We start from the raw sequence: 26,894 nt of genomic DNA, 5'->3' as shown, positions 1-26,894 counted from the left end.
GAACCCTGACTCTCTCGCCGCCGATTTGTTGCTGGAGGTTTCTGCAACGCATCGGAGGGCCTGGCCGGTCGTCGCAAAGCCTGCGTCGCGGGCGTTGTCAGAGAGGCGTCGCAGACGATCGGGCGGCTGTCAGTTGAAGCAACTCAAGCCGCACGCGATCCATCACGCTCGCATAGTCGCGCGTTTCGCTCTGCCGGAACAGGCGAACCGTCGGATACCAGGGACTGTCGTCGCGACCGAGCAGCCAACGATAATCGGGCGTCCAGGGCAAAAGAATCCAGGTTGGGCACCCAAGCGCGGCGGCGAGATGGGCGACGCTGGTGTCGACGGTGATGACGAGATCGAGGCACTTCACCAGCGCCGCCGTGTCCGCGAGGTCCTTGAACTCGACGGTCCAGTCGATGATGCCGGTTTTGTCGAGCTCGGCCTTGTCGTAGGGCCGCGGATCTTTCTGAAGGCTGACAAAGGTCGCATCAACATCGAGTAGGCGTGACAGCACCCGCAACGACGTCGATCGGTTGTGATCGTTGCGGTGATTAGGGTTGCCCGACCAGACCAAACCGACTCTCAGCTTGTTGCGAGGTCCGAGACGTTCGCTCCATGCCTGGATGCGCGCCTCGTCGGGCGATGGCAAGTAGGAGGTCTCTGCCGGAATGCTGTCGAGGCGCGTGCCGAACGCCATCGGCAGGGTCCCGATCGGGCAATGCATGTCAAAGGCGGGCAGGGGTTCATCGGAGACAGCAAGACACTGCGAAACGCCGGGGAGTTTCGCCAGCAGGGGAGCGAGCGGACGTTCGACCGCCAGAATGACGCGCGCGCCGCGGGCGGCCAGCATCGGCGCATAGCGAACGAACTGAATGGTATCTCCCAGGCCTTCATCGACGTGGATCAGGATGGTTTTTCCCTGAATGGATTGCTGGCCGAGCCACATCGGCTGGCTGAACTTCGGATAGGGCGCCGGATCCGGCATCGTCCAGCGTGCCTCGCGTCCGGCCCAGCCGGCCTCGAAATCGCCGAGCAGCATCTTCAGCAACGCCAGATGCCAATCCGTCATGGCATTTGCCGGATGACAAGCGCGGATATGATCCAAAAGCGCCAGGGCTTCGTCGAAGCACTGTAACTGGCCGAGGACGGACGCCTTGTTATTCAGGATTTCAATCGAGTGCGGCAGACGTTCGAGCGCGAAATCGAACCAGACCAGCGCCTCTTCGGCGCGGCCAAGCGATTGCAGGCTGGTGCCGATATTGTTGAGCGTGTCGGCATCGCCCGGCCGAAGTGTGTTGGCCCGCAAACTATCGGCGAGGGATGGTTCGTATTTTTTCAGTCCAAGCAGCGCGCGGGCGCGCGCCTGCAATGTCGCCGCGTCGTTGGGCAGCACGTCATCGCAGACATCAAGGCAGGCAACCGCTTCCTCGAATCGGCCGACGTCGTTGAGCAGAACGCCGCTCTTGTAGGCGGCGTCCCGGTGGCACGGATCGAGCTTGAGCACATGCTGAAAGCTCAACAAAGCATGGTCGTAGCGCTGCAACTCCAGCAAGACGTCGCCCATCTGTCTCCATAAGTCGGCATCATCCGGCTTGAGCTGGACGGCCTTGTCGAAAGCCTTGAGCGCGTCTTCGCGCCGGCCCTGCTTCAGCAGCGTGGTTGCAAGACTTGCGATATAATCCGGCTTGGGCTCCTGCGCGATCGCGCGGGCCGTCCACTCCAGCGCGTGATCGTACTGTCCGGCGCGGAAAGCAATCAGGCCCATCAGTTGCAAGGCGCCGGCGTGATTGGGATCGGATGCCAGTAATTTTTGGCAACAAATCTGGGCTTCGAGCGGTTGTCCCGATTGCAGATGACGGTGACCGGCTTCGCATTGCGCGGCAGGCGTAAGCTCGCCGGCATCCGTTTTCTTCTCGGCGCGGCGCTCTTTGCGATTCATCGGTACTTCTGGGATCGAGGCGGTGCCTTAAGCCGTATATGATTCGCCCTCACCGACAAGCTCGTTCGGCATAGACCGTCTGCGCCAGGGATCTTGTACTTGGCTGGCTTCATGGAAGAGACTTAAAGTCCATCGTTAGGTAACTGGCTTGCCGCCTGGCAGGGGAAGAATCCGCCATGCAAAAATTTGCAATATTCATCGCCGCGCTCTTCGCCATTTCGGCGTCTGCCGCCTTGGCCGCCCCCGTCCGGCATGCGGGCGAATGGGAGACCACGATCGACAAGGGGCAGCCGCTGGTCGCCTGCTTTCCCGTTGACGAGACGCTCGACGAGAACACCCTGATGCGGCCGCTGGCGAAGATTCCCGGTGCAAGCTGCAAGATGAACGGCATCAAAACGGTCGGCGAGGCCACGTCCATTTCGCTGGAATGTGTGATCGGCGGCAGTACGATGACGTCGAACGCGACGATCACTGTCACCGGTCCCGATGCCTTCACCAGCAGGGTGCAATCGAAGGGCGGCGCCATCAAGATGCCCAATGGGCAGACCGTGCCTATTCCGGATAGCGATACCGTGACGGTTTCGCGCCGGCTTGGCCCGTGCAAGCCGGGCGACCGGCAGATCACCCACTAACGCGGAACCGCGTTATCGGGCAGGCGCCGCTGCGGCCGATTGTCCCGCGGTGGGAAGCGAGGTCCGGGCCGCGGCAGTCTTGCGTCCGAGCGGGCCTAAAGCCGCCCTTTCCCCGCCGTATTCGGCGTGTTAACCCGCAAGTCCGCGAGCGACGGAGCTTTTCAGTGTCGCACGCCCGATTCGCTTGTAATAATCGCGAGATGATCAGAACCCTTCTGCTGACCGGTTTTGCGGCCATTGTTGCCGTTGCCACCATCTCGCTTGCGCCGCCGGCGCACGCGCAGATTGGCAATATCTTTTCCGATCAGCCACGGCCGCCGGGCAATGTTCCCCGTGGCGGCCAGCCGCCGCAGGCTGTTCCCGACGACGAAGAAGAAGTGCCGGAATTGCCGCGGGGGCGCCTGTTGCCGACGCCCAACCGGCCGCTGCCGGGTCAGGGCGTGCCGCCACCGGGAAGCGTGACGTCGCAGCCGCTCCCGCCGCCGCCCGGCACATCAGTCGTTCCGCAAAATGCCCCCGTGGCGGTGACGCCGCCGCAACCCGGTCAGGTGCAACCCAATCAGGGTGTCGCGCTCGCACCGCCCGGCGTCAACGTACCGCCCGGCCAGCGTCCGCAACAAAAAGGCGTGCCGCCGGTGCCCGCTACATTGCAGCCTGGTGATGAGGTCGTGACCGAGCCGCCGGCGCAGAAGATCGTCAACAAGAAGGCGAGCTTTTCGGGGTTGGACAAGATTACTGGCCGCATCATCAATTTCGATGAAGACATCGGCGAGACCGTTCAGTTCGGCGCGCTGCGCGTGAAGACCGACGCCTGTTACACCCGTCCGGCCACCGAGGCCGCCAACACCGACGCCTTTGTCGAGGTCGACGAGATCACCTTGCAAGGCGAAGTGAAGCGGATTTTTTCGGGCTGGATGTTTGCCGCAAGCCCGGGCCTGCACGGCGTCGAGCATCCGATCTACGATATCTGGCTGACCGACTGCAAAGCGCCGGACACGACCGTCGTCAGCGTGCAGACCGATGCGCCGAAGCCGCCTCCGCCGCCCGCGCAAAAACGGCCGCCGGCGCCGAAACAGCAGGTGCAACAGGCGCCGCGGCCGCCGCCACAGGCGCAGGTCCAGCAACAGCCACCCCCGCAGCCTCAGCCGCAACCGCCGCCCCAATCCGGCGGACTGTTCGGGATTTTCCGGCAGTAAGCTCTCGCTAGCTGAACGGCCGCACTAGTTGCGCGCCGCGATGATCTCGAGTGCGCGTGCGCCGGCAAGCGGCGGAGCAACTGGCAGCCTGTAAAAATCCGCTTCGCCCTCCAGCGCCTTGTCGAGCAGCGCGGCATAGCGGCGGCGCGGGACTTCGATCGCCCCGAAACTTCGCAGGTGCTCGGTCACATATTGCGTGTCGAGCAGTTCAAAGCCGCCGGCAATCAGGCGGGCGACGAGATGCACGAGCGCTACTTTTGAAGCATCGCGGACGTGATGAAACATGCTTTCGCCGAAGAAGGCACGGCCAAGGTTGACGCCGTAGAGACCGCCGACCAGTTCGTCGTCTTGCCAGACCTCGACGCTATGGGCGTGGCCTAATCCATGCAGCCCGATATAGAGATCGCGTATCCGCTGGTTGATCCAGGTGTCGTTACGGCCGGCTTGTGGCGCCGCGCAGCCGGCGATCACGGCCTTGAAGGCCTTGTCGACGGTGACTGTAAAAGCGTCGGCGCGAACGGTGCGGGCGAGGCGCGAGGCGATATGGAATGCATCGAGGGGGATCACGCCGCGCATTTCCGGCTCGACCCAGAACAGGCTCGGATCGTCGGCGCTCTCGGCCATCGGGAAAATGCCGCAGGCGTAGGCCCGCAGCAGCACTTCGGGTGTGATCTCGGAATTAGCAGCGTCGCGCGGCGTCATGGCTCAAAAGCTTAGCAGGCCGACGAGTGCGGCGGCCAGTGGTTCCGTTACGATGGCTGGGCCGCCGTTTCAGGACCAGCTTTGGTGGTGGCCTTGCCGGCCAATGGAAATCGCAGCAGAATCCTCGTCCCTGAATGGGCCGGGTCGCGCTCCACGCTTGCCACGAGCTTTGCAGCCATCGCCGTGACGATGCGTTGTCCCATTCCGGTCGAACGCGGATCAGTCTTGGCGTTCAGGCCGACGCCGTCGTCCGCGATGCACAGCTCAATCTCCCTGCCGCGTAGGGTCAGGTCGATATGAATCGGGCCGGCGCCGTCCGGATAGGCGTATTTCACCGCGTTCATCACCAGCTCGTTGACGATTATACCGATGGCGACTGCCCGGTCGGGATCGATTTCAATCGCTTCAGCCTTCAGCGTCAGCCGCGACATCCTGTTGCCCTCGGCCGATCGCCGGAGATCCTCCAGTAACGCGTCGAGATATTGATTGAGCAGCACGCTTTTCAGGTCGTGCGACGTATAGAGCCGGCGATGAACCTGGGCCACGGCCGCGACGCGGCCCATGGCGTTGGTGAGTGCGGCCTTGACATCATCCTCCGCCGCCGAACTCGCTTGCAGGTGCAACAGCGACGCGATGATCTGCAGGCTGTTGCCGACGCGGTGATTGACCTCGCGCAACAACACCTCGCGTTCGGCGGCCAACGCCGCAAAGCGGTCGCGCGAGGCATGCACCTCGGCCTCGGCGTCGTCGCGGGCCTTTTGCATGCGTGCCTGCCGCAGCGCGCCGTCGACGGCGACCTGGAGCAGGGGAATGAAATCGCCCTGCACGTCCTTCACCAGATAGTCGGCAGCTCCGGCCTTGAGCGCGGTGACGGCGATCTTGGAATCCTGCGAGGCGGTGACGAACACCACCGGCGGGGCATTCACAATCGCCATGATCTGCTCGAGCGTTTCCAGCCCGTCCAGACCCGGCATGTGCTGATCGAGCGCGATAACGTCGATACCGCCTTGCGCCAGACGATCGAGCCCCTCCGTCCCGCTGCCGGCATGGATAACCTTCAGCCCAAGCCGCGTCAGACCGCGATCGACCAGGCGCGCCAACGCCTTGTCGTCGTCGATATAAAGCAGCGTAGGCGTCTCAGTGTTCATATGGCGGCAGGCGGAATCTGAATGACCGAGAAGAACAGTCCCAATTGTCTGATGGCGTTGGCGAAGCTTTCGTAGTTGACGGGCTTGGTGATGTAGACATTGCAGCCGAGTTCATAGCAACGCTTGATTTCCTGCGAGTCGTCGGTGGTGGTCAGCACCACGACCGGCGTCGATTTGAGATGCTTGTTTTCCTTGACCCGTTGCAGGATTTCGACCCCGCCCATGTCGGGCAGGTTGAGGTCGAGCAGGATCAGCAGCGCTTCTCCCTTGTGATCGAGGCCGGAGCCGTCGCTTCCGAACAGATAGCGTACGGCGGCCGTGCCGCTTGTAAACGGCACAATTTCGTTATTGACGCCGGAACGACGGATATTGCGTTCGATCAGACGGGCGTGACCCTCGTCGTCTTCGATCATGATGATGCTAACCGGTTTGCTCATGAATCCCTGTTCCGACGGTTGACGTTCCAGTTGATGGGAAGGGTTACTGTGAAGGTGCTGCCTTGATCAAGTTCCGATGCGACCGACATGGTGCCGCCCAGACGGCGCACCAGGGTGCGGACATGGGCGAGGCCGATTCCCTGACCTGGTTTGTCCTGTAATCCGGCGCGCCGGAACAGGTCGAAAATGCGCTGATGATCCTTGGGGTCGATCCCACGGCCATTATCGGCAATCTCGAAGATCGCATATCCGAGTTTGGTGCGGCCCTGTACCGATATGTCGCCGGGAACGCCGGGCTTGAGGTATTTGAGTGCGTTGTCGATCAGGTTGGAAAAGATCTGCTCCAGTGCGAGCCGGTCGCTGGTGATTTCGGGTAGAGGCTCGATGCGGATCTGTGCTTGGGCCTCCGACGCCTGATGCGCGACCGTCGTCACGATCGCTTCGATCAGTTCTCGCGTGTCGATCCTGACCGGCTCGAATTCGCGCCGGCCCTCGCGGGTGAGGTTCAGGATGGCCGTAATCAGTCGGTCCATCCGCCGTCGACCGTTGGAGGCGGGGCGGAGATCGCGGCAAGGCGTAATGTGCCGATCCGCTTGAAAATATCGGCGCGCAGTTCCTCGAGCTCACTGGTGAAGCCCATGATATTGACCAGAGGCGAGCGAAGATCGTGGCTGACGATATAAGCAAAACGCTGGATTTCGTTGTTGGCTTCGCGAAGATCGGCGGTGCGCTCGTCCACCGTGGCTTCGAGGTTGAGGTTGTTGTCGAGCAATTGCGCTTCAGCCGTGTCGCGTGCGCGGGTTGAGCGTCTCACCAGGAAAACGGAAATGCCGCCGAGCAGGATGACGAGCGCGGAGCCCGTGACCGTGACAATGGATGCGAGCTTCTCGGTTCGGTCCGCGGTTGTGGTGCGCATTGCGAACAGGCGCTCTTCTTCGGTCCGCATCCGACCGGCAATTTCGCCGATGCGCTGGACGGCGGCGCCGGAATCGGATGAGCGCAACATGGCGATTCCGCCGGCCGTGTCCTGTCGTTTGGCGAAGCCGATGGCTTTTTCGAATTCATCCAGTCGCGCCTGAACCGGCTGGCGCAACTGATTGGAATTGTCGATCTGGACAGGGTTGTCGCCGGCCAGTTTGAGTAGTTGGTCAATATCGGAATGAACGCCGGCGGCCGTGGCCTGGTATTCGTCGAGAAAGCGCTGTTCCCCAGTCAAGAGGTAGCCGCGCGCCGCACTTTCGGTGGTCCGAATACGCAAAAGCAGGGTTGAAAGCTGGTTTTCAACTTCGACCGTATGCACAACCCAGTCATTGTCTTCGCGGGCGCGGTTGACGAGGATGACCGACAGGGCGCTGACGGCGACCAGCACCAAAAATCCCGCCGCAAGCAGGAAGGTTTGCCCGATGGCGCGTCGGCGTTTCGCACCCGGCGTCGTAGTTGTCGCGCTAAAAGAAATCAGGTCCACCTAGACGAAAAGCTTTGGGCAATAAAAACGCGCTGATTGCCCCTTGGTTCCGGAGGGCGGAACTTTTAGCCGCGAGGGCCGGAAATTCTGAATTCAGCCCGGCGACTTGCCGGCGAGATACTGTTCCAGCCAGTGAATATGGTAGTCGCCGTCGATGATGTCGGTCTCCCGCACCAGCGCGCGGAACAGCGGCAGGGTGGTTTCGATGCCCTCCACGACCATCTCGTCCAGCGCCCGGCGCAGCCGCATCAGGCATTCGGCCCGGGTCTTGCCGTGCACGATCAGCTTGCCGACCAGGGAGTCGTAATAAGGCGGGATCACGTAGCCCTGGTACACGGCGGAATCGATCCGCACGCCGAGGCCGCCGGGTGGATGATATTGCAGGATCTTGCCGGGGGAGGGACGGAAGGTCACCGGGTTTTCGGCGTTGACGCGGCATTCGATGGCGTGGCCGTTGATGACCACCTGTTCCTGCGTGGCCGGCAGATCGCCACCGGCGGCGATCCGGATCTGTTCGAGCACGAGGTCAATGCCGGTGATCATCTCGGTGACGGGATGCTCGACCTGGATGCGCGTGTTCATCTCGATGAAGTAGAATTCACCGTCCTCGTAGAGAAACTCCACGGTACCGACGCCGAGATATTTCATTTGCTGCATCGCCTGCGCCACGATCGTACCGATCCTGTTGCGCTGGGCCGCGTCCAGCGCAGGCGAGGGGCCTTCTTCCCAGACCTTCTGATGCCGGCGTTGCAGTGAACAGTCGCGCTCGCCGAGATGGATGGCGCCGCCACGGCCGTCGCCAAGCACCTGGATTTCGATGTGGCGCGGCTTCTGCAGATATTTCTCGAGATAGACCGAGGCATCGCCGAAGGCGGATTTCGCCTCGTTAGCGGCGGTCGAGAGCGCCAGCATCAGGTCCTGCGGGGTTTGCGCCACCTTCATGCCGCGACCGCCGCCGCCGGAAGCGGCTTTCACCAGCACCGGAAAGCCGATGCCTTTCGCAATCGTCATTGCGTCGTCGTCGGCGCTGACCGCGCCGTCCGAGCCCGGCACGACGGGAATGCCGAGGCGCTTGGCGGTCTTCTTGGCCTCGATCTTGTCACCCATCAGGCGGATATGCTCGGCCTTGGGTCCAATGAAATGCAGATTGTGATCGGCGAGAATTTCGGCAAAGCGCGCGTTTTCCGACAGGAATCCGTAACCGGGATGTACCGCGTCCGCGCCGGTGATTTCGCAGGCCGCCAGCAGCGCGGGCACGTTGAGGTAACTGTCCTTTGACGGTGGCGGCCCAATGCAGACGCTCTCATCCGCAAGCCGCACATGCATGGCGTCGGCGTCGGCGGTGGAATGCACCGCTACCGTCGCGATACCAAGCTCCTTGCACGCGCGTAGAATCCGCAGTGCGATTTCGCCGCGATTGGCTATGAGGATTTTATCGAACATCGTGCCCTTCGGGGGCGACTGGCGAATAGGAATGGCGAATAGAAAAACTACTCGCTATTCGCTACTCACCATTCGCTATTCAATAATCACGAGCGGCTCGCCGAATTCCACGGGCTGGCCGTCCTCGACGAGAATCTGTGTGACGGTGCCGGCTTTCGGAGAAGGAATCTGGTTCATTGTCTTCATCGCTTCGATGATGAGCAGGGTCTGTCCCACCGAGACTTTGGAGCCGACCTCGATGAACGGCTTGGCGCCGGGCTCGGAAGCCCAGTAGGCCGTGCCGACCATCGGGGAGGGAACCGCGCCGGGATGCTTGGCCATGTCGGCAGCGGGAGCTACTGCTGCGGTTGCCGGCAGCGGCGGCGGCACGGCGGCGACCGGCGCGGCCATCGGCACCGAAGCCGCAATGCTGACATTGCGCGCCACGCGCAGCCGAAGCCCTGCGCGTTCGATCTCGATTTCGGTGAGGCTGGTTTCGTCAAGCAACAAAGCGAGTTCGCGAATGAGCGCTCCGTCGCTGGTTGCGAACTTTGCGGCTGCTTTATCCTCAGGCTGGCGCGCCATGATCTTGATCCGGAACTCTCTGTCTCGTGGTTTAAGGGGGCCGTCGGGCCTCAGCTTTCAGGTCTTAAGCGTCAGGTCTTAAGCGTCAGGTCTTAAGCGTCAGGTCTTAAGCGTCAGGTCTTAAGCGTCAGGTCTTAAGCGTCAGGTCTTGGCCTTGGCGCCGAGTTTGGCCGCAAGGCCGCTGATCGCAAGGCGGTAGCCGTCAATGCCGAAACCCGCAAGGGTCGCGAAGGCGGCTCTCGCGGTAAAGGAGTGATGGCGGAAGCTTTCACGGGCGTGGATGTTGCTGATGTGCACCTCGACCGTCGGGATTTTCACCGCGACCAGCGCATCATGGAGCGCGATCGAGGTGTGCGAATAGGCCCCCGCATTGAGGACGATGCCGGCGGCCTTTTTGCCATGGGCTTCGTGGATGAAGTCGATCAGCTCACCCTCCCGGTTGGACTGCCGGCAATCGGCCTTGAGACCGAATTTGGCACAAGCTTCCACGCACAACTTCTCGACGTCGGCAAGCGTAGCGTGGCCGTAGGTTTCGGGCTCGCGGGTTCCCAACAGATTGAGGTTCGGGCCGTTGAGCACGTAAATGGTATCGGCAGCGGTCTTGGCCATCCAGATCCCGGTGATGTGGTGGTGATGGCGCGGTTATAGGTAACTAAAAGGCGGGAGGGAAGCCTTATGCCCCGGCCGTCCGGCTCCCAAATACCTCATCTAGTTGGTGAAAATCCCGATAGAATCGACGGAAACCATTCATTAACCACAAAGGATGGTCTAGCGCCGCCTGAGTTGGTGCCTGGGCAGGACCGCCCAAAACGAACAGGGCGGGCCGCATAACGGCCCGCCCTGGATTCGCGAGATTTGGCTCGAGATCAGGCGTCGAGTAAGGCGACGATCTCGAGGGTTCGCGGATCTACCACCACGATTTGGTCGCGGACGAGGAAAAACTCATAGCCTCGCCAATCCGGATAGTACGTCACGATTTCAGCCGGCAGCGGGTGGAAGCCGACGTCGCGGGGAACGCGGGTGCCGATTGAAACCGAGAAGTTGATGTTCGTAACAGGCGAAATATGCTGATCGCGAATCACGGTCGTGATCTTGGTGCGCTGTTCGGTGGAGAGCTTGGCGCCGCTGCCTGCCTGTCCGACGGTTTTCGAGCGCTCTTCCTCTTTCGCGCCGGCGGTGTTGTTGTTGTCGCGACCCTCGGCCTTCATGTTGCCTTTGCGCTCGTCTTCGGCCTTCATGTCCTTGCCGGCCGCGCCCTTTTCATTCTGCGTCATGCCCTTGGAGTGGTCGGCCTTGGTGTCCTGGGCTGATTTCTCGCCCATCGACTTTTCACCCGCGGGGCCGGACTTCATATCCTGCTGGGCGCGCTGATTCTTCATGCCGCCCTTTTCCTCGGACTGCGCCTTCGTACCTTCCGCAGCACCTTCACGGCTGGGTGCACCAGCCGAAGGCGCCGACGGTGCGCTCTGCTGCATGCCTGCGCCGCCGGCTGCTCCGCCTTCGCGACCGCCCGTGCCTTGCGCATTGGCAAGACCGGTTCCGGCGATCAACGCCGCGGTGGCCGCGGTGATCATCAAACGATTCATCATTGAACCTTCTCCTCACGAGTTTGCACTGCCCGCGCGACAACGAAAGGAGATCGACGATGTTCCGCCGTTTCACCGGTTCCGTAAAGTTTGTTTGATGAACGGCGGATAAACGCCGCGTGCTGCAAAAAGCCTGCAAACAAAAAAGGCCGGCGAAGTCGCCGGCCTCTTTTTTCACAGGATATTGGTTTGGAGTGCGGCGTTGTGCCGCCGAATTAGCAGGTCGCCTTGTTAGCATGTCGCTTTGCCGCAGCGGGCGACGCCGATTTTTTCCTTCAAGCCGTCAAGACCAATGGCGCCGACAACGACCTGTTTTCCGATGACGTAGCTTGGCGTGCCGTTCATGCCCATCGATTCGGCGAGCTTGAAGTTCTCTTCGATGGTGGCCTTCACTTCCGGGCTTGCCAGGTCCTTTTCGATGCGCCCCACGTCGAGGCCGGCTTCCTTCGCGGCCGCCAGCGCCCGCGCCTTGTCTGCCGCCCCACGGCCGCCGAGCAGCTTCTGGTGGAAGTCGAGATATTTGGCGCCGCCGGGATCCTGCATCCGCACGGCGACGGCGACTTTTGCCGCCTCCACCGAACCCTCGCTCAACACCGGAAATTCCTTCAACACCACCTTGAGCTTGGGGTCGGACTTCATGAGATCGAGCATGTCGCTCATCGCCCGCTTGCAGTAGCCGCAATTGTAATCGAAGAACTCGACGAAGGTGACGTCGCCGTTCTTGTTGCCGAGCGTGACGTTACGGGGCGAGTTGAAGATCGCGTCCGAGTTCTGGACGATGCTCGCCTCGTGCTTCTCGTTTTCGGCAGCCGCCTGCCGCTTGTTGAGCTCGTTCATCGCCTCTTCGAGCACTTCGGGATGGCTGACCAGATAGTTCTTCACGATCGTCTCGATCTCGCCGCGCTGACCGTCGGAAAAGGTCTGCGCCGAGGCAGCAGAAGGTGCGGCGACGATCGTCAGCGCGAACAGAGCGGGAGAGAGCAGGCGAAAGGGATACATTCGATGATTCCTCGGGTTTTCTCTAATTCGGTTCGTTATTGGCTTGCATCAGAATCGGGTTGGCGTCCTGGGCCTAACAAATGACCTGTTCGATTCTGAGATGATCCCGTCTCAAACTGAAATTTGGGCCCGTCTTTCTTTTGTCCTGCGGGCAGCTTGGCCGAAACAATATCGTCAGCCTTGACCCATCCGGGCGTGCCGACGGCAAAGCGGGTCTTGGCACGCGAGGCGAGGTCTTTCGCGGTCTTGTTGTCTCCGCGCAAAAACGCCGCCTGTGCCGACGCGAGGTCGGCTTCCGCGAGATCTCCCTTTCGGGCAAATGCCATCGCCAATTGAGTATAACCGATCGGCTGTTCGGTCTCGCGCGCCATCGCGTTGCGCAAAATGTTGATGGCTTCCTCCGTGTTGGCCTTGTTATCGGCCGCCACGAGCGCCTGCCCAAGTAAAATCTCGATGAGCGGGGCGTTATTGGACAGAGTCACGGCCTTGCGCAGGGCCGGGATAGCCTCCGCGGGCCTGCCGCCTTCGATCAGCGCCTGGCCACGCAATTCATAGAAATAGGGGTTGTTGGGCTGAACCTGGATCAACGAATCGATTTGGCCGAGCGCGTTGTTCAGATCGCCATGAAGATAGGTCGTGATCGCGTGCGCATAGCGCGCCGGCAGGCTGGTGTTGGATAGCGGATAGCGCCGATAGACCGTGTCCTGACGTTCCAGAAACCCGGAAATCTTGGCGCGCATCATATCGTGGCGCAATTGCAGCGCCGGATCGTCCTTCTTGTCCCAGTAGGGGCTGGTGCGGGCGATTTCTTCGAGCGCGGCGACGCGTTCGGCCGGCATCGGGTGCGACTGGTAATAGGGGTCGGCGCCATGGGCGGAGAAAAGGCTGTCATTGGTGAAACGCTTGAAGGTTTCGTACATGCCCTTGGCGGATTGCTGGGTCGCGGTCAGGAACTTGACCCCGGCGCGGTCTGCGCTTTCTTCCTGCTGACGCTGATAGGAAAGCAACGAGCGCATGATCACGGTCTGGGGCGCTGAAATCGCTGCTGCGCCTGCATCCGCCATGCCGTTGCCGCCGGCGCCACTTCTGGCACCCGCGATCAGTGCGCCGGCGCCAAGCACCATCGCGACGATCATCTGGGTCTGGGCCTGGGCCAATTGCTCGCGCAGTCGGGCGAGGTGGCCGCCGGCCAAATGGCCGGTTTCGTGCGCCAGCACCCCGATGATCTGGTTCGGGGTCTCCGATTGCAGCAACGCGCCGTGGTTCACGAAAATGCGATGGCCGTCGGCGACAAACGCGTTGAATACGGGCTGGTTGATGATCGTGACCTGGATATTCTGCTTCTCCAGGTTCGCGACGCGAAGGATGGGCCTCGTATAGTCGCGCAGGAGCTGCTCGGTCTCGGTGTCGCGAAGGATCCCAAGCTTTTCCTCTTGGGCGAGGGCGGCCATCGGGGCAACAAGAAGGGCGACCGCGGTGGCGATCGCGGTCGTTTTGGTTATTTTCCGGAACAGGACGAGGCGCAGCAGCATCACGCGGTCTTTATTGATTGGCGGCGGGTTTGATACGGGATATGCCCTAACAATCCGCGGAATAAGGCTAGTCTGGGGCGGCCGTTCCGGCACCCGTAAAAGCTCTTCTCCGCGACATCACAGAATGCCAGAGCCGCAACACCAATCCAGTAGCAGATATCGATGCTTGAAGCGACATTGAGAGAACGTGCCACAGGTCTTTTGACGACGGCGTCCGGACGCAGCGACGTCCCGCCATTCATGGTGATGGACGTCATGGCCGCCGCTGCCCGTATCGAGGCAGCCGGCGGTCATGTGATTCACATGGAAGTAGGGCAGCCGGCCGCGTCAGCCCCGCAAGCCGCCATTGCGGCGGCGCGTGCTGCGCTGGACTCGACGCGGATCGACTACACCGCTGCGCTTGGAACTCCGAGCTTAAGGGCGCGAATTGCCCGCCACTACCGCGAAAGCTATGGCTTTGAGGTGGATTCCAGCCGGATCGTCGTTACCACGGGCTCTTCGGCTGCCTTCATTTTAGCTTTCATGGCGATGTTCGAGCCCGGCGACCGGGTCGCGGTGACGGTTCCCGGCTATCCGCCTTACCGGCATATTCTCACCGCTCTCGGCTGCGAGCCGGTGTTGATCGAGACATCCAGCGAAACCCGGCACGCACTGACCGGAGAGGCTCTGCTCGCCGCGCACCGCAAGGCGCCGCTCAAGGGCGTATTGGTCGCAAGCCCGGCCAATCCGACCGGCACGATGATGTCGCGGGAGGCGTTGAGCGGGCTGATGGCGGCCGCCGAAAGCGCCGGCATCCGATTCATCTCGGATGAGATCTATCATGGCCTCGACTACGCGTTCCCGGCGGTGACGGCGGCGGAACTTTCCGCCGATGCGCTCGTGATCAACTCCTTCTCGAAATACTTCTGCATGACCGGCTGGCGCGTCGGCTGGATGGTGGTACCCGAGCCGCTGGTGCGTCCAATTGAGCGGTTGCAGCAAAATCTCTCCATTTCGGTGCCGACGCTGTCACAGATCGCGGCCGAAGCTGCCTTCGACGGCAAGCCTGAAATGGAGGAGGTGAAGCGCGGTTATCTGGAAAACCGGCGGATCCTGATCGAGGGACTGCCGCGGGCCGGCCTCACCAAATTCCTGCCCGCTGACGGCGCCTTCTACCTTTACGCCGACGTGTCGGACTACACCTCCGACAGTCTCACATTCGCGAGCGAAATGCTGGAAAAGGCCCATGTCGCGGCGACCCCAGGCGCCGATTTCGATCCCATTCACGGGCGGCAGTTCATCCGCTTTTCCTATGCGCGGTCGGCCCAGGAAATGCGTGAGGCGGTGGAACGCATCGCGCGTTGGCTGAAGTGACGCGGATTAAAATAGGCCCATCCCATTGACACTCCCGGTGCAATGGATTTTGGCTTGAAATCAAGAAAGTCGAGGAGGGGGTGAGTTCGATGGCGCCGACAACCGTAACCGCAGCACCGGTCCGCGTGGCCAAACCCTGGTACAAGGTTCTCTACATCCAGGTGCTGATTGCCATCGTGCTTGGCGCCCTCGTCGGCTGGCGGTTTCAGGATTTCGCGACTAGCGACTGGGTCAAGGCGCTGGGCGACGGCTTCATCAAGCTGATCAAGATGGTGATCGCACCGATCATCTTCTGCACCGTGGTGTCGGGCATCTCGCATATTCAGGATGCGAAAAAAGTCGGCCGTATCGGCATCAAGGCGCTGGTCTATTTCGAGGTCGTCTCGACCTTCGCACTCGTTATCGGGCTTCTGGTCGGGAACATCGTTCGTCCCGGCACAGGTTTCGGCGGCGCGATGGCCAATGCCGACAAGGTGGCGACCTACGCCAAGCAGGCAGGCGAGCAAAAGAGCGTCGACTTCTTCCTGCATATCATCCCGGATACCGTGGTCGGTGCGTTCGCGACCGGCGAGATTTTGCAGGTTCTGCTGTTTGCGATCCTGTTCGGCTTCTCGTTGATGGCGCTCGGCGAGCGCGGCCATACGCTGCGCGCTTTCATCGACGACGCGGCGCAAGGCGTGTTCGGCGTGATCTCGATCGTGATGCGGGCAGCGCCCATCGGGGCCTTCGGCGCCATGGCCTATACCATCGGCAAATTCGGTACCGGCGCGATCCTCAACCTCCTCGGTTTGATCGCGACTTTCTACCTTACCGCGGCGCTGTTCGTGATCGTGGTGCTCGGCATCATCGCGCGCGTCCTCGGCTTCTCGATCTTCAAATTCCTGGCCTACATCAAGGACGAACTCTTGATCGTGCTCGGCACCTCGTCTTCGGAAAGCGCATTGCCTTCGCTGATGGAGAAGCTCGAACGGCTCGGTTGTTCGAAGTCGGTGGTCGGGCTTGTGGTGCCGACCGGATATTCCTTCAATCTCGACGGCACCAACATCTACATGACGCTGGCGACGTTGTTCATCGCGCAGGCGCTGGGCTTCGATCTGACGCTCGGGCAGCAGATCACCATCCTTGTCGTTGCGATGCTAACGTCAAAGGGCGCGTCGGGAATCACGGGGGCTGGGTTCATTACGCTGGCGGCAACGCTCGCCGTGGTCGATCCGCGCCTCGTGCCGGGCATGGCGATCGTGCTCGGCATCGACAAGTTCATGAGCGAATGCCGCGCGCTGACCAACCTGTGCGGCAACGGCATCGCCTGTGTCGTGGTGTCGGCCTGGGAAGGCGAACTCGATCGCGAACGTCTGGCAGCCAATCTCAACCGTCAGGTCGATCCGACCGATATCGAAACCGCGGTCACGACGGGCTAGTCTATTGCGCAAATTCAAAACCGCCCGGTTCTCGCCGGGCGGTTTTTTTATTGGTCTGAAATTTCAGGTCTTCTATTCGCCGCCGCCGAAGCGTCGTGACCACCAGCCGGCGCGCCGAGGCTGCTCGGCTTCGGTCGTGGTTTGGTGCGTGGTTTCTTCGGCGGTTTCTCGGGCCGGTTCGGAATGCGCTTCAGCAGATGCAGGCTGCGGCTGATACGAACCGGGCGTTGCCGGCTCAGCCTGTGAGCTGGACCCAAAGCTCACCTTCTCGCGCACCGTCGAACGTCGCCGAGCGGCTTTTTCAGCCTCATGCGCCTCGGCCTCTGCGGCTGATGGTGCGGTCGGTTGGACAGTTGCCGGCTGCTCGGCAGGATGCGGCGGTGGCGCGTATTCGGCCGGCAAAGGCGATGGCTGCGACGGAGTTCCATCGAAGTCGGCGACGGCGCTTGCAGCCTCCGGCACTGGAACAGGCCCGAGCTCGTCGGCGATCGATCCGGCAAGACCGTCTTCGGTTCCGCCACGCCGGCGGCGTCCGCCACGGCGTCCGCGGCGCCTCGGCCGCCGCTCGCCCGATCCACTGTCGGCACGCGCCGGGTTCGGCTGCTCGCCGGCTTCATCGTCATCGGCTTCGCCTTCGTCGGCGATTTCCGCATCGGCTGAAACACCTGCTTCCGGCGCGAAAGAACTATCCTGGCGCGGCATTCCGCCTTCGCGCGGCTCGCCGCTGCGACCACGCCGCCGCCGCCGCCGCTTGCGCCGCGGTCCGTCGCCTGCGGCCTCCGTGCTTCCTTCTTCACCACCTGCGGAATCTTCGCCGAGTCCCTCGGTCTCGTCGGTTTCGATTTCCGATTCGGCCTCGGCGTCGAGCAGCTCTTCGTCGTCGAACACTTCTTCGACTTGCGAGGGAGCGGCCGCGGCCTGGGCCACGAGCAACGCCTTTGCCGCTTCCAGCGTGTGCACCTGTTCGCCGCGATCGATCACGAACGACTGTTGTCCGCTCACGGTCGGGTCGGCGATGACCGCAAGCGTCACCTTGAACGAATTTTCGAGATCGCGCAGATGACCGCGCTTGTGGTTGAGAACGTAGAGCGCGACGTCGGTCCGGGTCCGCACCACCAGATTGTGGGTCGCGCCCTTCATCAAGACTTCCTCAAGTCCGCGCAGCAATTGCAGCGCAACCGAAGAGACCGAACGAACGTGGCCGCTGCCGCCGCATTGCGGGCAGGGCTCAGTTGAACTTTCGAGCACGCTGGCGCGGATACGCTGGCGCGACATTTCGAGCAGGCCGAAATGCGAGATGCGTCCGACCTGGATCCGCGCACGGTCCTGCCGCAGGCAGTCGGACAGCTTGCGCTCGACCGAGCGGTTGTTGCGCTTCTCGTCCATGTCGATGAAGTCGATGACGATCAGCCCGGCCAGATCGCGCAACCTGAGCTGTCTGGCGACTTCTTCCGCCGCCTCGAGATTGGTCTTGAGTGCGGTGTCTTCGATATGATGTTCGCGCGTCGAGCGGCCGGAGTTGACGTCGATCGAAACCAGCGCCTCGGTCTGGTTGATGACGATGTATCCGCCCGACCGCAGCTGCACGGTGGGCGAGAACATCGCGTCCAGCTGGCTCTCCACGCCCATGCGCGAGAACAACGGCTGGCCGTCGCGATATTGTTTCACCGCCCGCACATTGGAGGGCATCAGCATCTTCATGAAATCGCGCGCTTCGTGGTAACCGGCTTCGCCCGCGACCAGAATCTCGTCGATTTCCTTGTTGTAGAGATCGCGCAGCGATCGCTTGATCAACGAGCCTTCTTCGTAAACCAATGTCGGGGCCTGCGACTTCAGCGTCATGTCGCGCACCGTCTCCCACATCCGGATCAGGTACTCGAAGTCGCGCTTGATCTCGGGCTTGGTGCGGGAAGCGCCGGCGGTGCGCAGGATGATGCCCATGCCCTCCGGCACGTCGAGGTCCTGGACGACCTCTTTCAGCCGCGAGCGGTCCTGGGCGGACGTGATCTTGCGGCTGATGCCGCCGCCACGCGCGGTATTCGGCATCAGGACCGCATAGCGGCCGGCCAGCGACAGATAGGTGGTCAGCGCCGCACCCTTGCTGCCGCGCTCTTCCTTGACAACCTGCACCAGCATCACCTGGCGCCGCTTGATGACTTCCTGAATCTTGTACTGGCGGCGCGGACGGAAGGCGCGTTCGGGCACTTCTTCCATCACGTCGTCGCCGCCGACGGATTCGACAACCTCTTCCTCGGCCTCGTCGCCTTCGTCATCTTCGTGAAGCTCTTCGCCGTCGGCTGTCGCATGCACTTCGTCGGACGGTGCGGCCTGGGCTTCGATGGCATATGCGGCATGAGCAGCGTTCTCGGCCGCGACTTCTTCCGGATGGGCCTCGCCATCGGCATGGTCTTCGTGCGCGTCGTCTTCGTGTGCGCTATCCGCCGGAGCCTCCCGCATCGCTTCTGAAATATCGGCAATGGCCTCTACAGGCTCGGCCGCGTGTGCAGGTGTCGCGGCGACGTGGTCCGAATCATGCCCGTCGTCCTCGGCATGCGCCTCATGATCATGGGAATGTTCGTGATCGTCGTCGTGATGGTGCGCCGTGTCCTCGTGGTGGTCGGCATCGTTGACGTGATGTTCGTGATCGTGCGCGTCGTGATGGCCTTCCTCGGCGTGAGCATGGGCGGTCTCGTGCGACCCCTCTGCCGGCGTCTCCAGGCTTGAGGTTTCGACGATCTCGCTTTGAACACGCTCGCCGTGTCCGCGCCGGCGCGAACTGCGATGGCGCGAACGGCGGCGGCTGGAGCGGTTCTCGGATTCTTCCTCCGCTTCGCGATGGGCACGCTCATCGGCTTCGATCAGCGCCTGACGATCGGCAACGGGGATCTGATAGTAATCGGGATGAATTTCGCTGAAGGCGAGGAAGCCGTGGCGGTTGCCGCCATATTCGATGAAGGCGGCTTGCAGCGACGGTTCGACCCGCGTGACCTTCGCTAGATAGATATTGCCGCGCAGTTGTTTGCGTTGCGCGGTTTCGAAATCAAATTCTTCGACGCGGTTGCCGCGGACCACGACGACCCGGGTCTCTTCCGGGTGGGTGGCATCGATAAGCATTTTGTTGGGCATTTTGGAACTCTTGACGGCGGCTGGCGCGCAGGGCGGCGCGCGCAAATCGCACGGCCGGGTGACGCGACGGTCCACCTGATTCGGGGGTGAGGGGAAGGCCGAAACGCAATCCTGCGCGCCGCGCCGAACATGATTCCCGGGGCAGACAACGACGCGCGCGGCTTGCGCCCCGCATCGGCGGTATTTTTCCCTGGAGTTCCGGCAATACAGTCTGGCGCATTAAGCGTCGGCCCGTCTGAGTAATTTTGGGCGGCGAAGTGGCCGCTTATCGGTCGCTGAAGGCTTGGCGCTAAAGCGCACGCCTTGATCGTATATCGGGGCCAAAAAGGCCCGATATTTGGTTAGGTCGGATCTCGAGCCGTCCCTGGAACAAGCTGTTGACCTGGGAGCGGAGCCGCTCGGGCTTGAAACCGCCCCTCCTGTCAGCCGCGCGCTGCGCTGGCTCCGGAGAGGCCGGAAAGACGCTGAAATCTCCTGCTTTGGAGGCTCCTGCGCTGCACCGGGAGGCTGGACACGACACAACCGGAAATTTTGGCCGTCAGCACACCCTACATACGTGGATCAGCCTTTCCGTGCAAGGGAGTCGCATGCCGGCCACACTCTGCCCTTTTCGGCGTATAGTGTTTAAGGCGCGATTAACCCCGTGGTTTTATTGGAGTAAGAGAGCTGCTCGGAGGCACGGATTCGGTGGCGGGCCGCGCAAATCACCTTGTATTATTGGGTTTCGCGCTGTTGTGCGCCGCAGCATGCCTATGGCTTCCGTTCGGCAAGGTGGCCGCTGTCGAGAGCCAGCCGCCCAAGCCGACTCCTTCGGTTCGATTTCCGGTCGCCTCCGACGTTCGGCTCGCCGGCGATGGCAAGCAGACCCGCTTCGTTCTTGATCTCGATCAGCCGATCTCGGTCCACGCCTTTGCGCTCGCCGACCCCTATCGCGTGGTCGTCGATATCCCCCAGGTCAGTTTTCAGCTCCCGCCCGGAATTGGCACCGCGGGGCGGGGCCTGATCAAGGCGTTCCGCTATGGCCTCGTGATGCCGGGTGGTTCGCGGCTGGTCTTTGACCTCACGGGTCCCGCCAGGATCGTCAACGCGTCGGTGCTCGAGGCGGCCAACGGCCAGCCGGCGAGGCTCGTGCTCGAACTGGAGGAGGTCGACCGCACCACCTTCGTTCAGTTGCTCGCGCCGGAAAGCCGCCCCACGCTTCGACCTGGAATCGCCGATGCCAAAACGACGTCGCTTCCGGTATCGACCGTGCCTGCGAAACTGGAGCCGCCTGCCGCGTCGCCTTCATCGAACGATACGCGTCCCGTGATCGTCATCGATCCCGGCCATGGCGGCCCGGATAACGGCACCCAGTCCGGCACCGAGGTCGAAAAGAATCTAGTGCTCGGCTTTGCGCTCATTTTGCGCGACCGCATCGAGAAAGGCGGCAAATTCCGCGTCGTGATGACCCGCACCGACGATACGTTCATCCCGCTCGACGATCGCGTGAAATTCGCGCGTGGCCAGTCGGCCGCTTTGTTTGTCTCGATCCACGCGGATGCCTTGCCGCGTCATGAGGGCGATGCGCAAGGAGCAACGATCTACACGCTGTCCGATCGCGCCTCGGACGCGGAGGCCGAAAGGCTGGCGGAGGCGGAAAACAAGGCCGACGCCATCGGCGGCGTCAACCTGACCTCGGAGCCGACCGAAGTCGCCGACATCCTGATCGATCTTGCCCAGCGCGAAACCCGCACCTTTTCCAACCGTTTTGCCCGCCTGTTGATGGGTGAGATGAAGACGGTCACGCGGATGCATAAGAACCCGCTGAAGTCGGCTGGCTTTCGGGTGCTGAAGGCGCCGGACGTCCCGTCGGTTCTGGTCGAACTCGGTTATGTCTCCAACAAGGATGACATGGAGCATCTGGCATCGGAGAACTGGCGCACCCGAACCGCAGGTTCGGTGGCGCATGCCATCGACATGTTCTTTGCCAAGCGGTTGGCAACGGCAGGAAGCGGGAACTAAAGGCTGAAGAAAAACCGAGGCTTAAGAGGCCCTAGTTTGGCCACAGCGGCGGCACTATAACCGGCGCGATGCCTTGGGAATCGGCGTCATTCGCCCTGCGGCGGCGTATGATATAATCCCTTTCCGGCTATCGATGGTCGGAGCGGAAAATACCTCCATGAGGCGCCGGTTATTTCGGCGCGGGGACCAACGGAATTTACATTATGCGCTTGCTGGTGCGGTTTTTGGGTTTCTTGTTCGCTGCGGGAACCGTCGTGTTCCTGGTCGGCGTGGCCGCCGTAGCCGGGCTGATCTGGCACTTTTCCAAGGATTTACCGGACTATTCCCAGCTTCAGGATTACGAACCGCCGGTGATGACGCGTGTTCACGCGGCCGACGGCGCGCTGCTCGGTGAATATTCCAAGGAGCGGCGTCTCTACCTGCCGATCCAGGCGGTGCCGAAACTCGTCATCAACGCGTTCCTCGCCGCCGAAGACAAGAATTTCTACGAACACGGCGGCATCGACTTTTCGGGCATGGCGCGCGCCGCCGTTCTCTATGCGCAAAACATCGGTTCGAACCGAAGGCCGCAGGGCGCGTCCACCATCACCCAACAGGTCGCCAAGAACTTCCTGTTGACCAACGAGGTTTCATTCACCCGCAAGATCAAGGAAGCGTTGTTGGCGATGCGGATCGAGCGAACCTATTCGAAGGACAAGATCCTCGAACTCTATCTCAATGAAATCTATCTCGGCCTTGGTGCCTATGGCGTGGCCGCAGCCTCGCTGGTCTATTTCGACAAATCGGTCAACGAACTCACGGTCGCCGAGGCTTCTTATCTCGCCGCGCTACCGAAAGCGCCGGCCGCGTTGCATCCGGTGCGCAACCGTGACCGCGCCATTGAGCGGCGCAATTATGTGATCGACCGCCTGTTGGAAAACGGCTGGATCAAGCAGGCCGATGCGGACAAGGCGCGGAAAGATCCCTTGACTGTTACCAACCGCACCAATGCCGCGCATACGTTCGCAGGCGAGTATTTCGCAGAGGAAGTCCGTCGCGATATTTTCGAGCGCTACGGCGAGAAGAAGCTGTATGAGGGCGGGCTGTCGGTTCGCGCCACGCTCGATCCGAAAATCCAGGTGATGGCGCGCAAGACCATGGCCGCCGGCATCGTCAATTACGACGAGGCGCAGGGCTGGCGGGGCGCTTCGAGCAAGCTCGATATTTCCGGCGATTGGGGCGTCAAACTTGCCGACGTCAAATCGTTGTCGGATGTTTCACCCTGGCGGCTCGCCGTGGTTTTGGATACCAGCGATCAGTCGGCGCGCATCGGTTTTCAACCAAGTCGCGAACTCGGTGGCGCCGTGAGCAAGGAGCGGCCGACCGGGATCATCACGCTTGAAGGCATCAAATGGGCGAAGCCCGTGGCAGGTCCGATGAAGGGCCGGACGCCGACCGCGGTATCGCAGGTGCTGTCGCCGGGCGATGTGATCTATGCCGATCCGCTGTTCAGGGACGGCAACCCCGTTGAAGGTCAATACCGGCTGCGGCAACTGCCGGAGGTGTCCGGTGCCATGGTCGTAATGGACCCCTGGACCGGCCGTGTGCTCGCGATGGTCGGCGGTTTCTCGTTCGACCAGAGCCAGTTCAACCGCGCCACGCAGGCTTATCGGCAGCCAGGGTCGTCGTTCAAGCCGATCGTCTATTCTGCGGCGCTCGACAACGGCTATACGCCGTCGACCCAGGTCGTCGACGCGCCGATCGAAATCGATCAGGGGCAGGGGGCCGGCGTCTGGCGTCCTGAGAATTTCTCTTCCGGTAAATACCAGGGTCCGACGACGCTGCGTAATGCGTTGCGTTTGTCGTTGAACACGGTGACGGTCCGCCTGGCGCAGGATATCGGCATGCCGCTGATCGGAGAATATGCCCACCGCTTCGGCGTTTATGACGAACTGCCGAACTATCTGTCCTACGCGCTTGGCGCAGGCGAAACCACGGTCATGCGCATGGCCACGGCCTATTCGATGATTGCCAATGGCGGGCGGCGCGTGAAGCCGACCTTGATCGACCGCATCCAGGATCGCTATGGCCATACCATCTTCAAGCACGATGCACGGGAATGTCGTGGCTGCGACGCGCCGGGCGGCTGGAAGAACCAGACCGAGCCGCAGTTGATCGACCGCCGCGAGCAGGTACTCGACACCATGACCGCCTATCAGATGACCTCGATGCTGGAGGGCGTGGTGCAGGGTGGAACCGCGATCGCGGTCAAGGAAGTCGGCAAGCCGATTGCCGGCAAGACCGGCACGACCAACGAGGCAAAGGACGCCTGGTTCGTCGGCTTCTCGCCGGATATCGTGGTCGGTATCTATCTCGGTTACGACAAGCCGCGTCCGCTGGGGCATGGCAATGCCGCAACCGGCGGCCATCTTGCCGCGCCGATCGCGCGCGACTTCCTCAAACTGGCGCTCGTCGACAAGCCGGCGATTCCGTTCAAGGTCCCTGCCGGCATCAAGCTGATCCGCGTCGATGCCAAGACCGGCATGCGCGTCGGTCCTGGCGAAGGCGGACGTACCATCCTTGAGGCCTTCAAGCCGGGGACGGCGCCGCCGGATAATATTGGGGTAGCCGATGCCGATGGACGCCAGCTTCTGCCGCAGCAGCAACCGGATGCCGATCGCGGCTTGTTCCGTTCAGGCACCGGCGGATTATATTAGAGTTAGATTGTATTCTTGGACTTCCGCCGCTACGTCAGGCGGAAGTCTTGTCAGTGCAGCGCTTCAAGCCAAACAGATCAGAGAATATCATGCGCGCCGAAGTCGAACGTCTAGTCGAAGAGATCAAGCAGTCGGTCGGGCTGCTGAGGAGGCATCTTTGACGTCGAAAAATCCACCGCGCGCCTGGCGGAGCTGAACCAGCTCGCCGAAGATCCCAATCTCTGGAATGACCCGCAAAAAGCGCAGAAGCTGATGCAGGAACGCACCTCGCTCGAGGATGCGTTGTCGGGCATCGGCAAGGTCGAGCGCGAGCTCGAAGACAATATCGGCATGATCGAACTCGGCGAGGCCGAGAACGACGCGGCCGTTGTGGCTGAGGCCGAGGCGGCGTTGAAAGGCCTCCAGAAAGAAGTCGCGCGCCGCGAACTCGAAGCGCTGCTGTCGGGGGAAGCCGATCGGTTCGATTCCTATCTGGAGGTCCATGCCGGCGCCGGGGGCACCGAGAGCCAGGATTGGGCTCAGATGCTGCTGAGGATGTACACCCGCTGGGCCGAAAAACACGGCTTCAAGATCGAGTATCTGGAAGAGCAGCAAGGCGAAGAGGCCGGGATCAAATCGGCCACCATCCAGATCAGCGGGCACAACGCTTACGGCTGGCTGAAGACCGAAGCGGGCGTGCACCGGCTGGTGCGGATCTCGCCGTTCGATTCCAACGCGCGCCGGCACACCTCGTTTTCGAGCGTGGCGATCTTTCCGGTAATCGACGACAGCATCAAGATCGATATCAAGGAATCCGACGTGCGCACCGACACCATGCGTTCGGGCGGTGCGGGCGGCCAGCACGTCAACAAGACCGAATCCGCGGTCCGCCTGACGCATATTCCGACCGGCGTTGCGGTGGTCTGCCAGGCCGGTCGGTCGCAGCACAAGAACCGCGCGCAGGCCTGGGACATGCTGCGCGCCCGGCTGTACGAGATCGAGTTGAAAAAGCGCGAGGCACAGGCCGCCGCCGATCAGGCCGCCAAGACCGATATCGGTTGGGGCCATCAAATCAGGTCTTACGTTCTGCAGCCCTATCAAATGGTCAAGGATCTGCGCACCGGCGTGCAGACCTCGGACACCTCAGGCGTGCTCGACGGCGACCTCGACGAATTCATGGCTGCGACGTTGGCGCAGCGCGCCTTCGGCACGGAGCCCGGTGCAGTCGAAGATGTGGATTAGTGTAAGTAAAATGTTCAGCCGGCGCTGAGCCGAACGCCGGCGCGCAGGAATTTCTGCGGATCGACCGCCTCACCGTCGATCCGGGTTTCGTAGTGCAGATGCGGGCCGGTCGAGCGGCCGGTCGACCCCACCGCGCCGATCACCTGTCCGATCTTGACGACGTCACCGACCTTCACGTTGATCTCGGAAAGATGTCCGTAGCGGGTGGATAGCCCATTGCCGTGGTCGATTTCCACCATCCGGCCATAGCCGCCCGCCCATCCCGAAGATGCGACCTTGCCGTTGGCGGTGGCACGCACGGGATCGCCGGTGGCGGCGCGGAAATCGAGCCCGGTATGCATCGCGGGGCGGCCGAGGAACGGATCGGAGCGGACTCCGAAACCGGACGTAAATTCGACTTCGCCGATCACGGGCTTTCGATACGGCACCAGTGCCAGCGTGCGGTTGAGACGCTCGACGTGGGCGCGGCTGATGTTGATACGGTAAAGCTGGCGATCAAAGGCGCCGGCGTCCGGGGAAAGTTTCACGGGCACAAACGGGCCGCCCATTGCTGCACGCGGCGTTGCCGCCTCTAACTGGCCGATGTCAAGGCCGAGATCGGTGAACACGCCGCGCATGCGCCGCGTCCGCGATTCGAGATTGTCTTCAAGCGAAGTGAGGGAAGCGAGTTGGCGGCGCTCCACTTGATCGAGTGAGTTTTGCAGGCGCACGATCACATTGTCGACGCCCTGGATTTTTGCGGCCTTGGTCGCCGGCGCATTGACGATGACCGGCGCGCGGGATTCCAGGCGCGCTTCGCGATCGGGCGGCGCGACGAACACCGCAGTGTCGCTGATCGGGGAGGGTTTCGGTACGCCCGAGGTTGCCGGCTCGGTGGCGGCAGCGCCTCGCGACGGCGCCCTGACCGATCCCGTAATATCGGGAATGGCGCCCATCGCGCTCGCACGCGATTCAAGCGCGGTCTGCCGGCGCATGATCTGTTCGAGTTTCTGATCGAACTGCTCCTGATCGAGCAATTGCCGGCTGGTCGCACGGTCGACCTTGGCGCGAAGCTCCGCGATCCGGTCTTCATAGGCGTATTGCATTTCCGCCTGGCGGGCGATCAGCCGCGTCAGCACATCGTCACGAAACGCGAAATAGGTGGCGGTCGCCGCCGACCACATTCCGAGCGTCGTGACCGTGCCAACCACGATCCAGAAAGCCACCGGCCCGAAGCGGACCTGCTTACCGGCATGGACCAGCGTGTATCCGTTCTCTTCGCTTTTGGCGGTGGGAGAATTGACCGGCTTGCGGGCGGCTTGCCGGCCCGCATCCTGCGGCTGGCGATACTCAGACGGATGACCGGAACGGTACGACATCGGCACTCCCGTGCCGGTCGGAGGAAAGTTCCTTACGGCCCTAAATTACGGAAGGGATTTGACCCGGTCATGGTTAATTTTTCGCGAATGACC

General features: G+C 61.9%; 19 protein-coding genes and 1 pseudogene. 7 read left to right on the top strand and 13 right to left on the bottom strand.

Annotated elements, in window-relative coordinates; translation table 11 throughout:
• Positions 1-97 precede the first annotated feature (97 nt).
• Entirely contained in the window at positions 98-1,924 is a 1,827-nt protein-coding gene (locus ABSE61_RS18725) for a tetratricopeptide repeat protein (protein WP_423872613.1), read from the bottom strand.
• A 176-nt stretch (positions 1,925-2,100) separates the two neighbouring features.
• Here ABSE61_RS18725 and ABSE61_RS18720 point away from each other — a divergent pair, with 176 nt between their 5' ends.
• A complete protein-coding gene (locus tag ABSE61_RS18720; protein WP_423872612.1) occupies positions 2,101-2,556 on the top strand; it encodes a DUF3617 domain-containing protein in 456 nt (151 codons plus the stop codon).
• A gap of 200 nt (positions 2,557-2,756) precedes the next feature.
• Positions 2,757-3,752, top strand: a complete 996-nt coding sequence (locus tag ABSE61_RS18715; RefSeq protein WP_423872611.1) for a DUF2155 domain-containing protein — start codon at positions 2,757-2,759, stop codon at positions 3,750-3,752.
• A gap of 24 nt (positions 3,753-3,776) precedes the next feature.
• On the opposite strand, the gene aat is transcribed toward ABSE61_RS18715, so the two are convergent.
• The 10 genes and pseudogenes from aat to ABSE61_RS18665 form a co-directional block, all read right to left on the bottom strand.
• Positions 3,777-4,454: a leucyl/phenylalanyl-tRNA--protein transferase gene (gene aat, locus ABSE61_RS18710; protein ID WP_423872610.1), complete on the bottom strand. Its 678-nt coding sequence runs from the start codon at positions 4,452-4,454 to the stop codon at positions 3,777-3,779.
• A gap of 47 nt (positions 4,455-4,501) precedes the next feature.
• The gene (locus tag ABSE61_RS18705) at positions 4,502-5,602 is read right to left on the bottom strand and encodes a sensor histidine kinase (RefSeq protein WP_423872609.1); all 1,101 of its coding nucleotides are present in this window, start codon (positions 5,600-5,602) and stop codon (positions 4,502-4,504) included.
• Positions 5,599-6,039, bottom strand: a complete 441-nt coding sequence (locus tag ABSE61_RS18700) for a response regulator (protein ID WP_423872608.1) — start codon at positions 6,037-6,039, stop codon at positions 5,599-5,601. The genes ABSE61_RS18705 and ABSE61_RS18700 overlap by 4 nt, the downstream gene beginning before the upstream one ends.
• A pseudogene (locus ABSE61_RS18695) lies at positions 6,036-7,444 on the bottom strand (sensor histidine kinase). The gene ABSE61_RS18700 and the pseudogene ABSE61_RS18695 overlap by 4 nt, the downstream one beginning before the upstream one ends.
• A 153-nt stretch (positions 7,445-7,597) precedes the next feature.
• Positions 7,598-8,947: an acetyl-CoA carboxylase biotin carboxylase subunit gene (gene accC, locus ABSE61_RS18690; RefSeq protein WP_423872607.1), complete on the bottom strand. Its 1,350-nt coding sequence runs from the start codon at positions 8,945-8,947 to the stop codon at positions 7,598-7,600.
• Positions 8,948-9,022: 75 nt separating this feature from the next.
• Positions 9,023-9,511 carry an acetyl-CoA carboxylase biotin carboxyl carrier protein gene (accB, locus tag ABSE61_RS18685; RefSeq protein ID WP_423872606.1) on the bottom strand — a complete coding sequence of 163 codons (489 nt, stop codon included), beginning with the start codon at positions 9,509-9,511 and terminating at the stop codon, positions 9,023-9,025.
• Between the two features lie 141 nt (positions 9,512-9,652).
• A complete protein-coding gene (aroQ, locus tag ABSE61_RS18680; protein WP_423872605.1) occupies positions 9,653-10,120 on the bottom strand; it encodes a type II 3-dehydroquinate dehydratase in 468 nt (155 codons plus the stop codon).
• A 257-nt stretch (positions 10,121-10,377) separates the two neighbouring features.
• A complete protein-coding gene (locus tag ABSE61_RS18675) occupies positions 10,378-11,100 on the bottom strand; it encodes a DUF1236 domain-containing protein (RefSeq protein ID WP_423872604.1) in 723 nt (240 codons plus the stop codon).
• Between the two features lie 228 nt (positions 11,101-11,328).
• Positions 11,329-12,096, bottom strand: coding sequence for a DsbA family protein (locus ABSE61_RS18670; RefSeq protein WP_423872603.1), 768 nt, complete (start codon positions 12,094-12,096; stop codon positions 11,329-11,331).
• A gap of 35 nt (positions 12,097-12,131) precedes the next feature.
• Positions 12,132-13,628, bottom strand: coding sequence for a M48 family metalloprotease (locus ABSE61_RS18665; RefSeq protein ID WP_423872602.1), 1,497 nt, complete (start codon positions 13,626-13,628; stop codon positions 12,132-12,134).
• A gap of 162 nt (positions 13,629-13,790) precedes the next feature.
• Between ABSE61_RS18665 and ABSE61_RS18660 the strand changes: the two genes are divergently transcribed.
• Both ABSE61_RS18660 and ABSE61_RS18655 read left to right on the top strand, forming a co-directional pair.
• On the top strand, positions 13,791-14,981 hold the full coding sequence (locus tag ABSE61_RS18660) for a pyridoxal phosphate-dependent aminotransferase (RefSeq protein ID WP_423872601.1): 1,191 nt from the start codon (positions 13,791-13,793) through the stop codon (positions 14,979-14,981).
• An 89-nt stretch (positions 14,982-15,070) separates the two neighbouring features.
• Complete coding sequence (locus tag ABSE61_RS18655; protein WP_423872600.1) at positions 15,071-16,399, top strand: dicarboxylate/amino acid:cation symporter; 1,329 nt, start codon at positions 15,071-15,073, stop codon at positions 16,397-16,399.
• Between the two features lie 72 nt (positions 16,400-16,471).
• On the opposite strand, the gene ABSE61_RS18650 is transcribed toward ABSE61_RS18655, so the two are convergent.
• The gene (locus tag ABSE61_RS18650) at positions 16,472-19,525 is read right to left on the bottom strand and encodes an Rne/Rng family ribonuclease (protein ID WP_423872599.1); all 3,054 of its coding nucleotides are present in this window, start codon (positions 19,523-19,525) and stop codon (positions 16,472-16,474) included.
• A 687-nt stretch (positions 19,526-20,212) separates the two neighbouring features.
• On the opposite strand from ABSE61_RS18650, the gene ABSE61_RS18645 reads away from it, so the two are divergent.
• From ABSE61_RS18645 to prfB, 3 genes are all read left to right on the top strand, one after another.
• Positions 20,213-21,526 (top strand): N-acetylmuramoyl-L-alanine amidase, encoded by a 1,314-nt coding sequence (locus tag ABSE61_RS18645; RefSeq protein WP_423872598.1) that lies wholly within the window; start codon positions 20,213-20,215, stop codon positions 21,524-21,526.
• A gap of 203 nt (positions 21,527-21,729) precedes the next feature.
• On the top strand, positions 21,730-24,222 hold the full coding sequence (locus ABSE61_RS18640) for a penicillin-binding protein 1A (protein WP_423872597.1): 2,493 nt from the start codon (positions 21,730-21,732) through the stop codon (positions 24,220-24,222).
• 89 nt (positions 24,223-24,311) lie between these two features.
• Positions 24,312-25,443 (top strand): peptide chain release factor 2 gene (gene prfB, locus ABSE61_RS18635; protein WP_423872596.1). Its coding sequence is split into 2 segments (ribosomal slippage): positions 24,312-24,380 and positions 24,382-25,443, totalling 1,131 coding nucleotides; the frame shifts between segments, so codons are not numbered across the junction.
• 14 nt (positions 25,444-25,457) lie between these two features.
• Here the strand turns inward: prfB and ABSE61_RS18630 are convergent.
• Entirely contained in the window at positions 25,458-26,801 is a 1,344-nt protein-coding gene (locus tag ABSE61_RS18630; RefSeq protein WP_423872595.1) for a M23 family metallopeptidase, read from the bottom strand.
• Positions 26,802-26,894: the final 93 nt, after the last annotated feature.

This window comes from Bradyrhizobium sp., assembly GCF_049519115.1.
Taxonomy (GTDB): domain Bacteria; phylum Pseudomonadota; class Alphaproteobacteria; order Rhizobiales; family Xanthobacteraceae; genus Bradyrhizobium.
The sequence above is the reverse complement of the archived record's forward strand: the minus strand, read 5'-3'. Positions and strand labels throughout refer to the sequence as shown.

Coding starts and splice junctions, on each gene's coding strand:
- ABSE61_RS18720 (WP_423872612.1), top strand. CDS start 2,101: ATGCAAAAATTTGCAATATTCATCGCCGCGCTCTTCGCCATTTCGGCG.
- aroQ (WP_423872605.1), bottom strand. CDS start 10,120: ATGGCCAAGACCGCTGCCGATACCATTTACGTGCTCAACGGCCCGAAC.
- ABSE61_RS18655 (WP_423872600.1), top strand. CDS start 15,071: ATGGCGCCGACAACCGTAACCGCAGCACCGGTCCGCGTGGCCAAACCC.
- ABSE61_RS18640 (WP_423872597.1), top strand. CDS start 21,730: ATGCGCTTGCTGGTGCGGTTTTTGGGTTTCTTGTTCGCTGCGGGAACC.
- aat (WP_423872610.1), bottom strand. CDS start 4,454: ATGACGCCGCGCGACGCTGCTAATTCCGAGATCACACCCGAAGTGCTG.
- ABSE61_RS18670 (WP_423872603.1), bottom strand. CDS start 12,096: ATGTATCCCTTTCGCCTGCTCTCTCCCGCTCTGTTCGCGCTGACGATC.
- ABSE61_RS18650 (WP_423872599.1), bottom strand. CDS start 19,525: ATGCCCAACAAAATGCTTATCGATGCCACCCACCCGGAAGAGACCCGG.
- ABSE61_RS18725 (WP_423872613.1), bottom strand. CDS start 1,924: ATGAATCGCAAAGAGCGCCGCGCCGAGAAGAAAACGGATGCCGGCGAG.
- ABSE61_RS18675 (WP_423872604.1), bottom strand. CDS start 11,100: ATGATGAATCGTTTGATGATCACCGCGGCCACCGCGGCGTTGATCGCC.
- ABSE61_RS18665 (WP_423872602.1), bottom strand. CDS start 13,628: ATGCTGCTGCGCCTCGTCCTGTTCCGGAAAATAACCAAAACGACCGCG.
- ABSE61_RS18660 (WP_423872601.1), top strand. CDS start 13,791: ATGCTTGAAGCGACATTGAGAGAACGTGCCACAGGTCTTTTGACGACG.
- accB (WP_423872606.1), bottom strand. CDS start 9,511: ATGGCGCGCCAGCCTGAGGATAAAGCAGCCGCAAAGTTCGCAACCAGC.
- ABSE61_RS18705 (WP_423872609.1), bottom strand. CDS start 5,602: ATGAACACTGAGACGCCTACGCTGCTTTATATCGACGACGACAAGGCG.
- ABSE61_RS18715 (WP_423872611.1), top strand. CDS start 2,757: ATGATCAGAACCCTTCTGCTGACCGGTTTTGCGGCCATTGTTGCCGTT.
- accC (WP_423872607.1), bottom strand. CDS start 8,947: ATGTTCGATAAAATCCTCATAGCCAATCGCGGCGAAATCGCACTGCGG.
- ABSE61_RS18700 (WP_423872608.1), bottom strand. CDS start 6,039: ATGAGCAAACCGGTTAGCATCATCATGATCGAAGACGACGAGGGTCAC.
- ABSE61_RS18630 (WP_423872595.1), bottom strand. CDS start 26,801: ATGTCGTACCGTTCCGGTCATCCGTCTGAGTATCGCCAGCCGCAGGAT.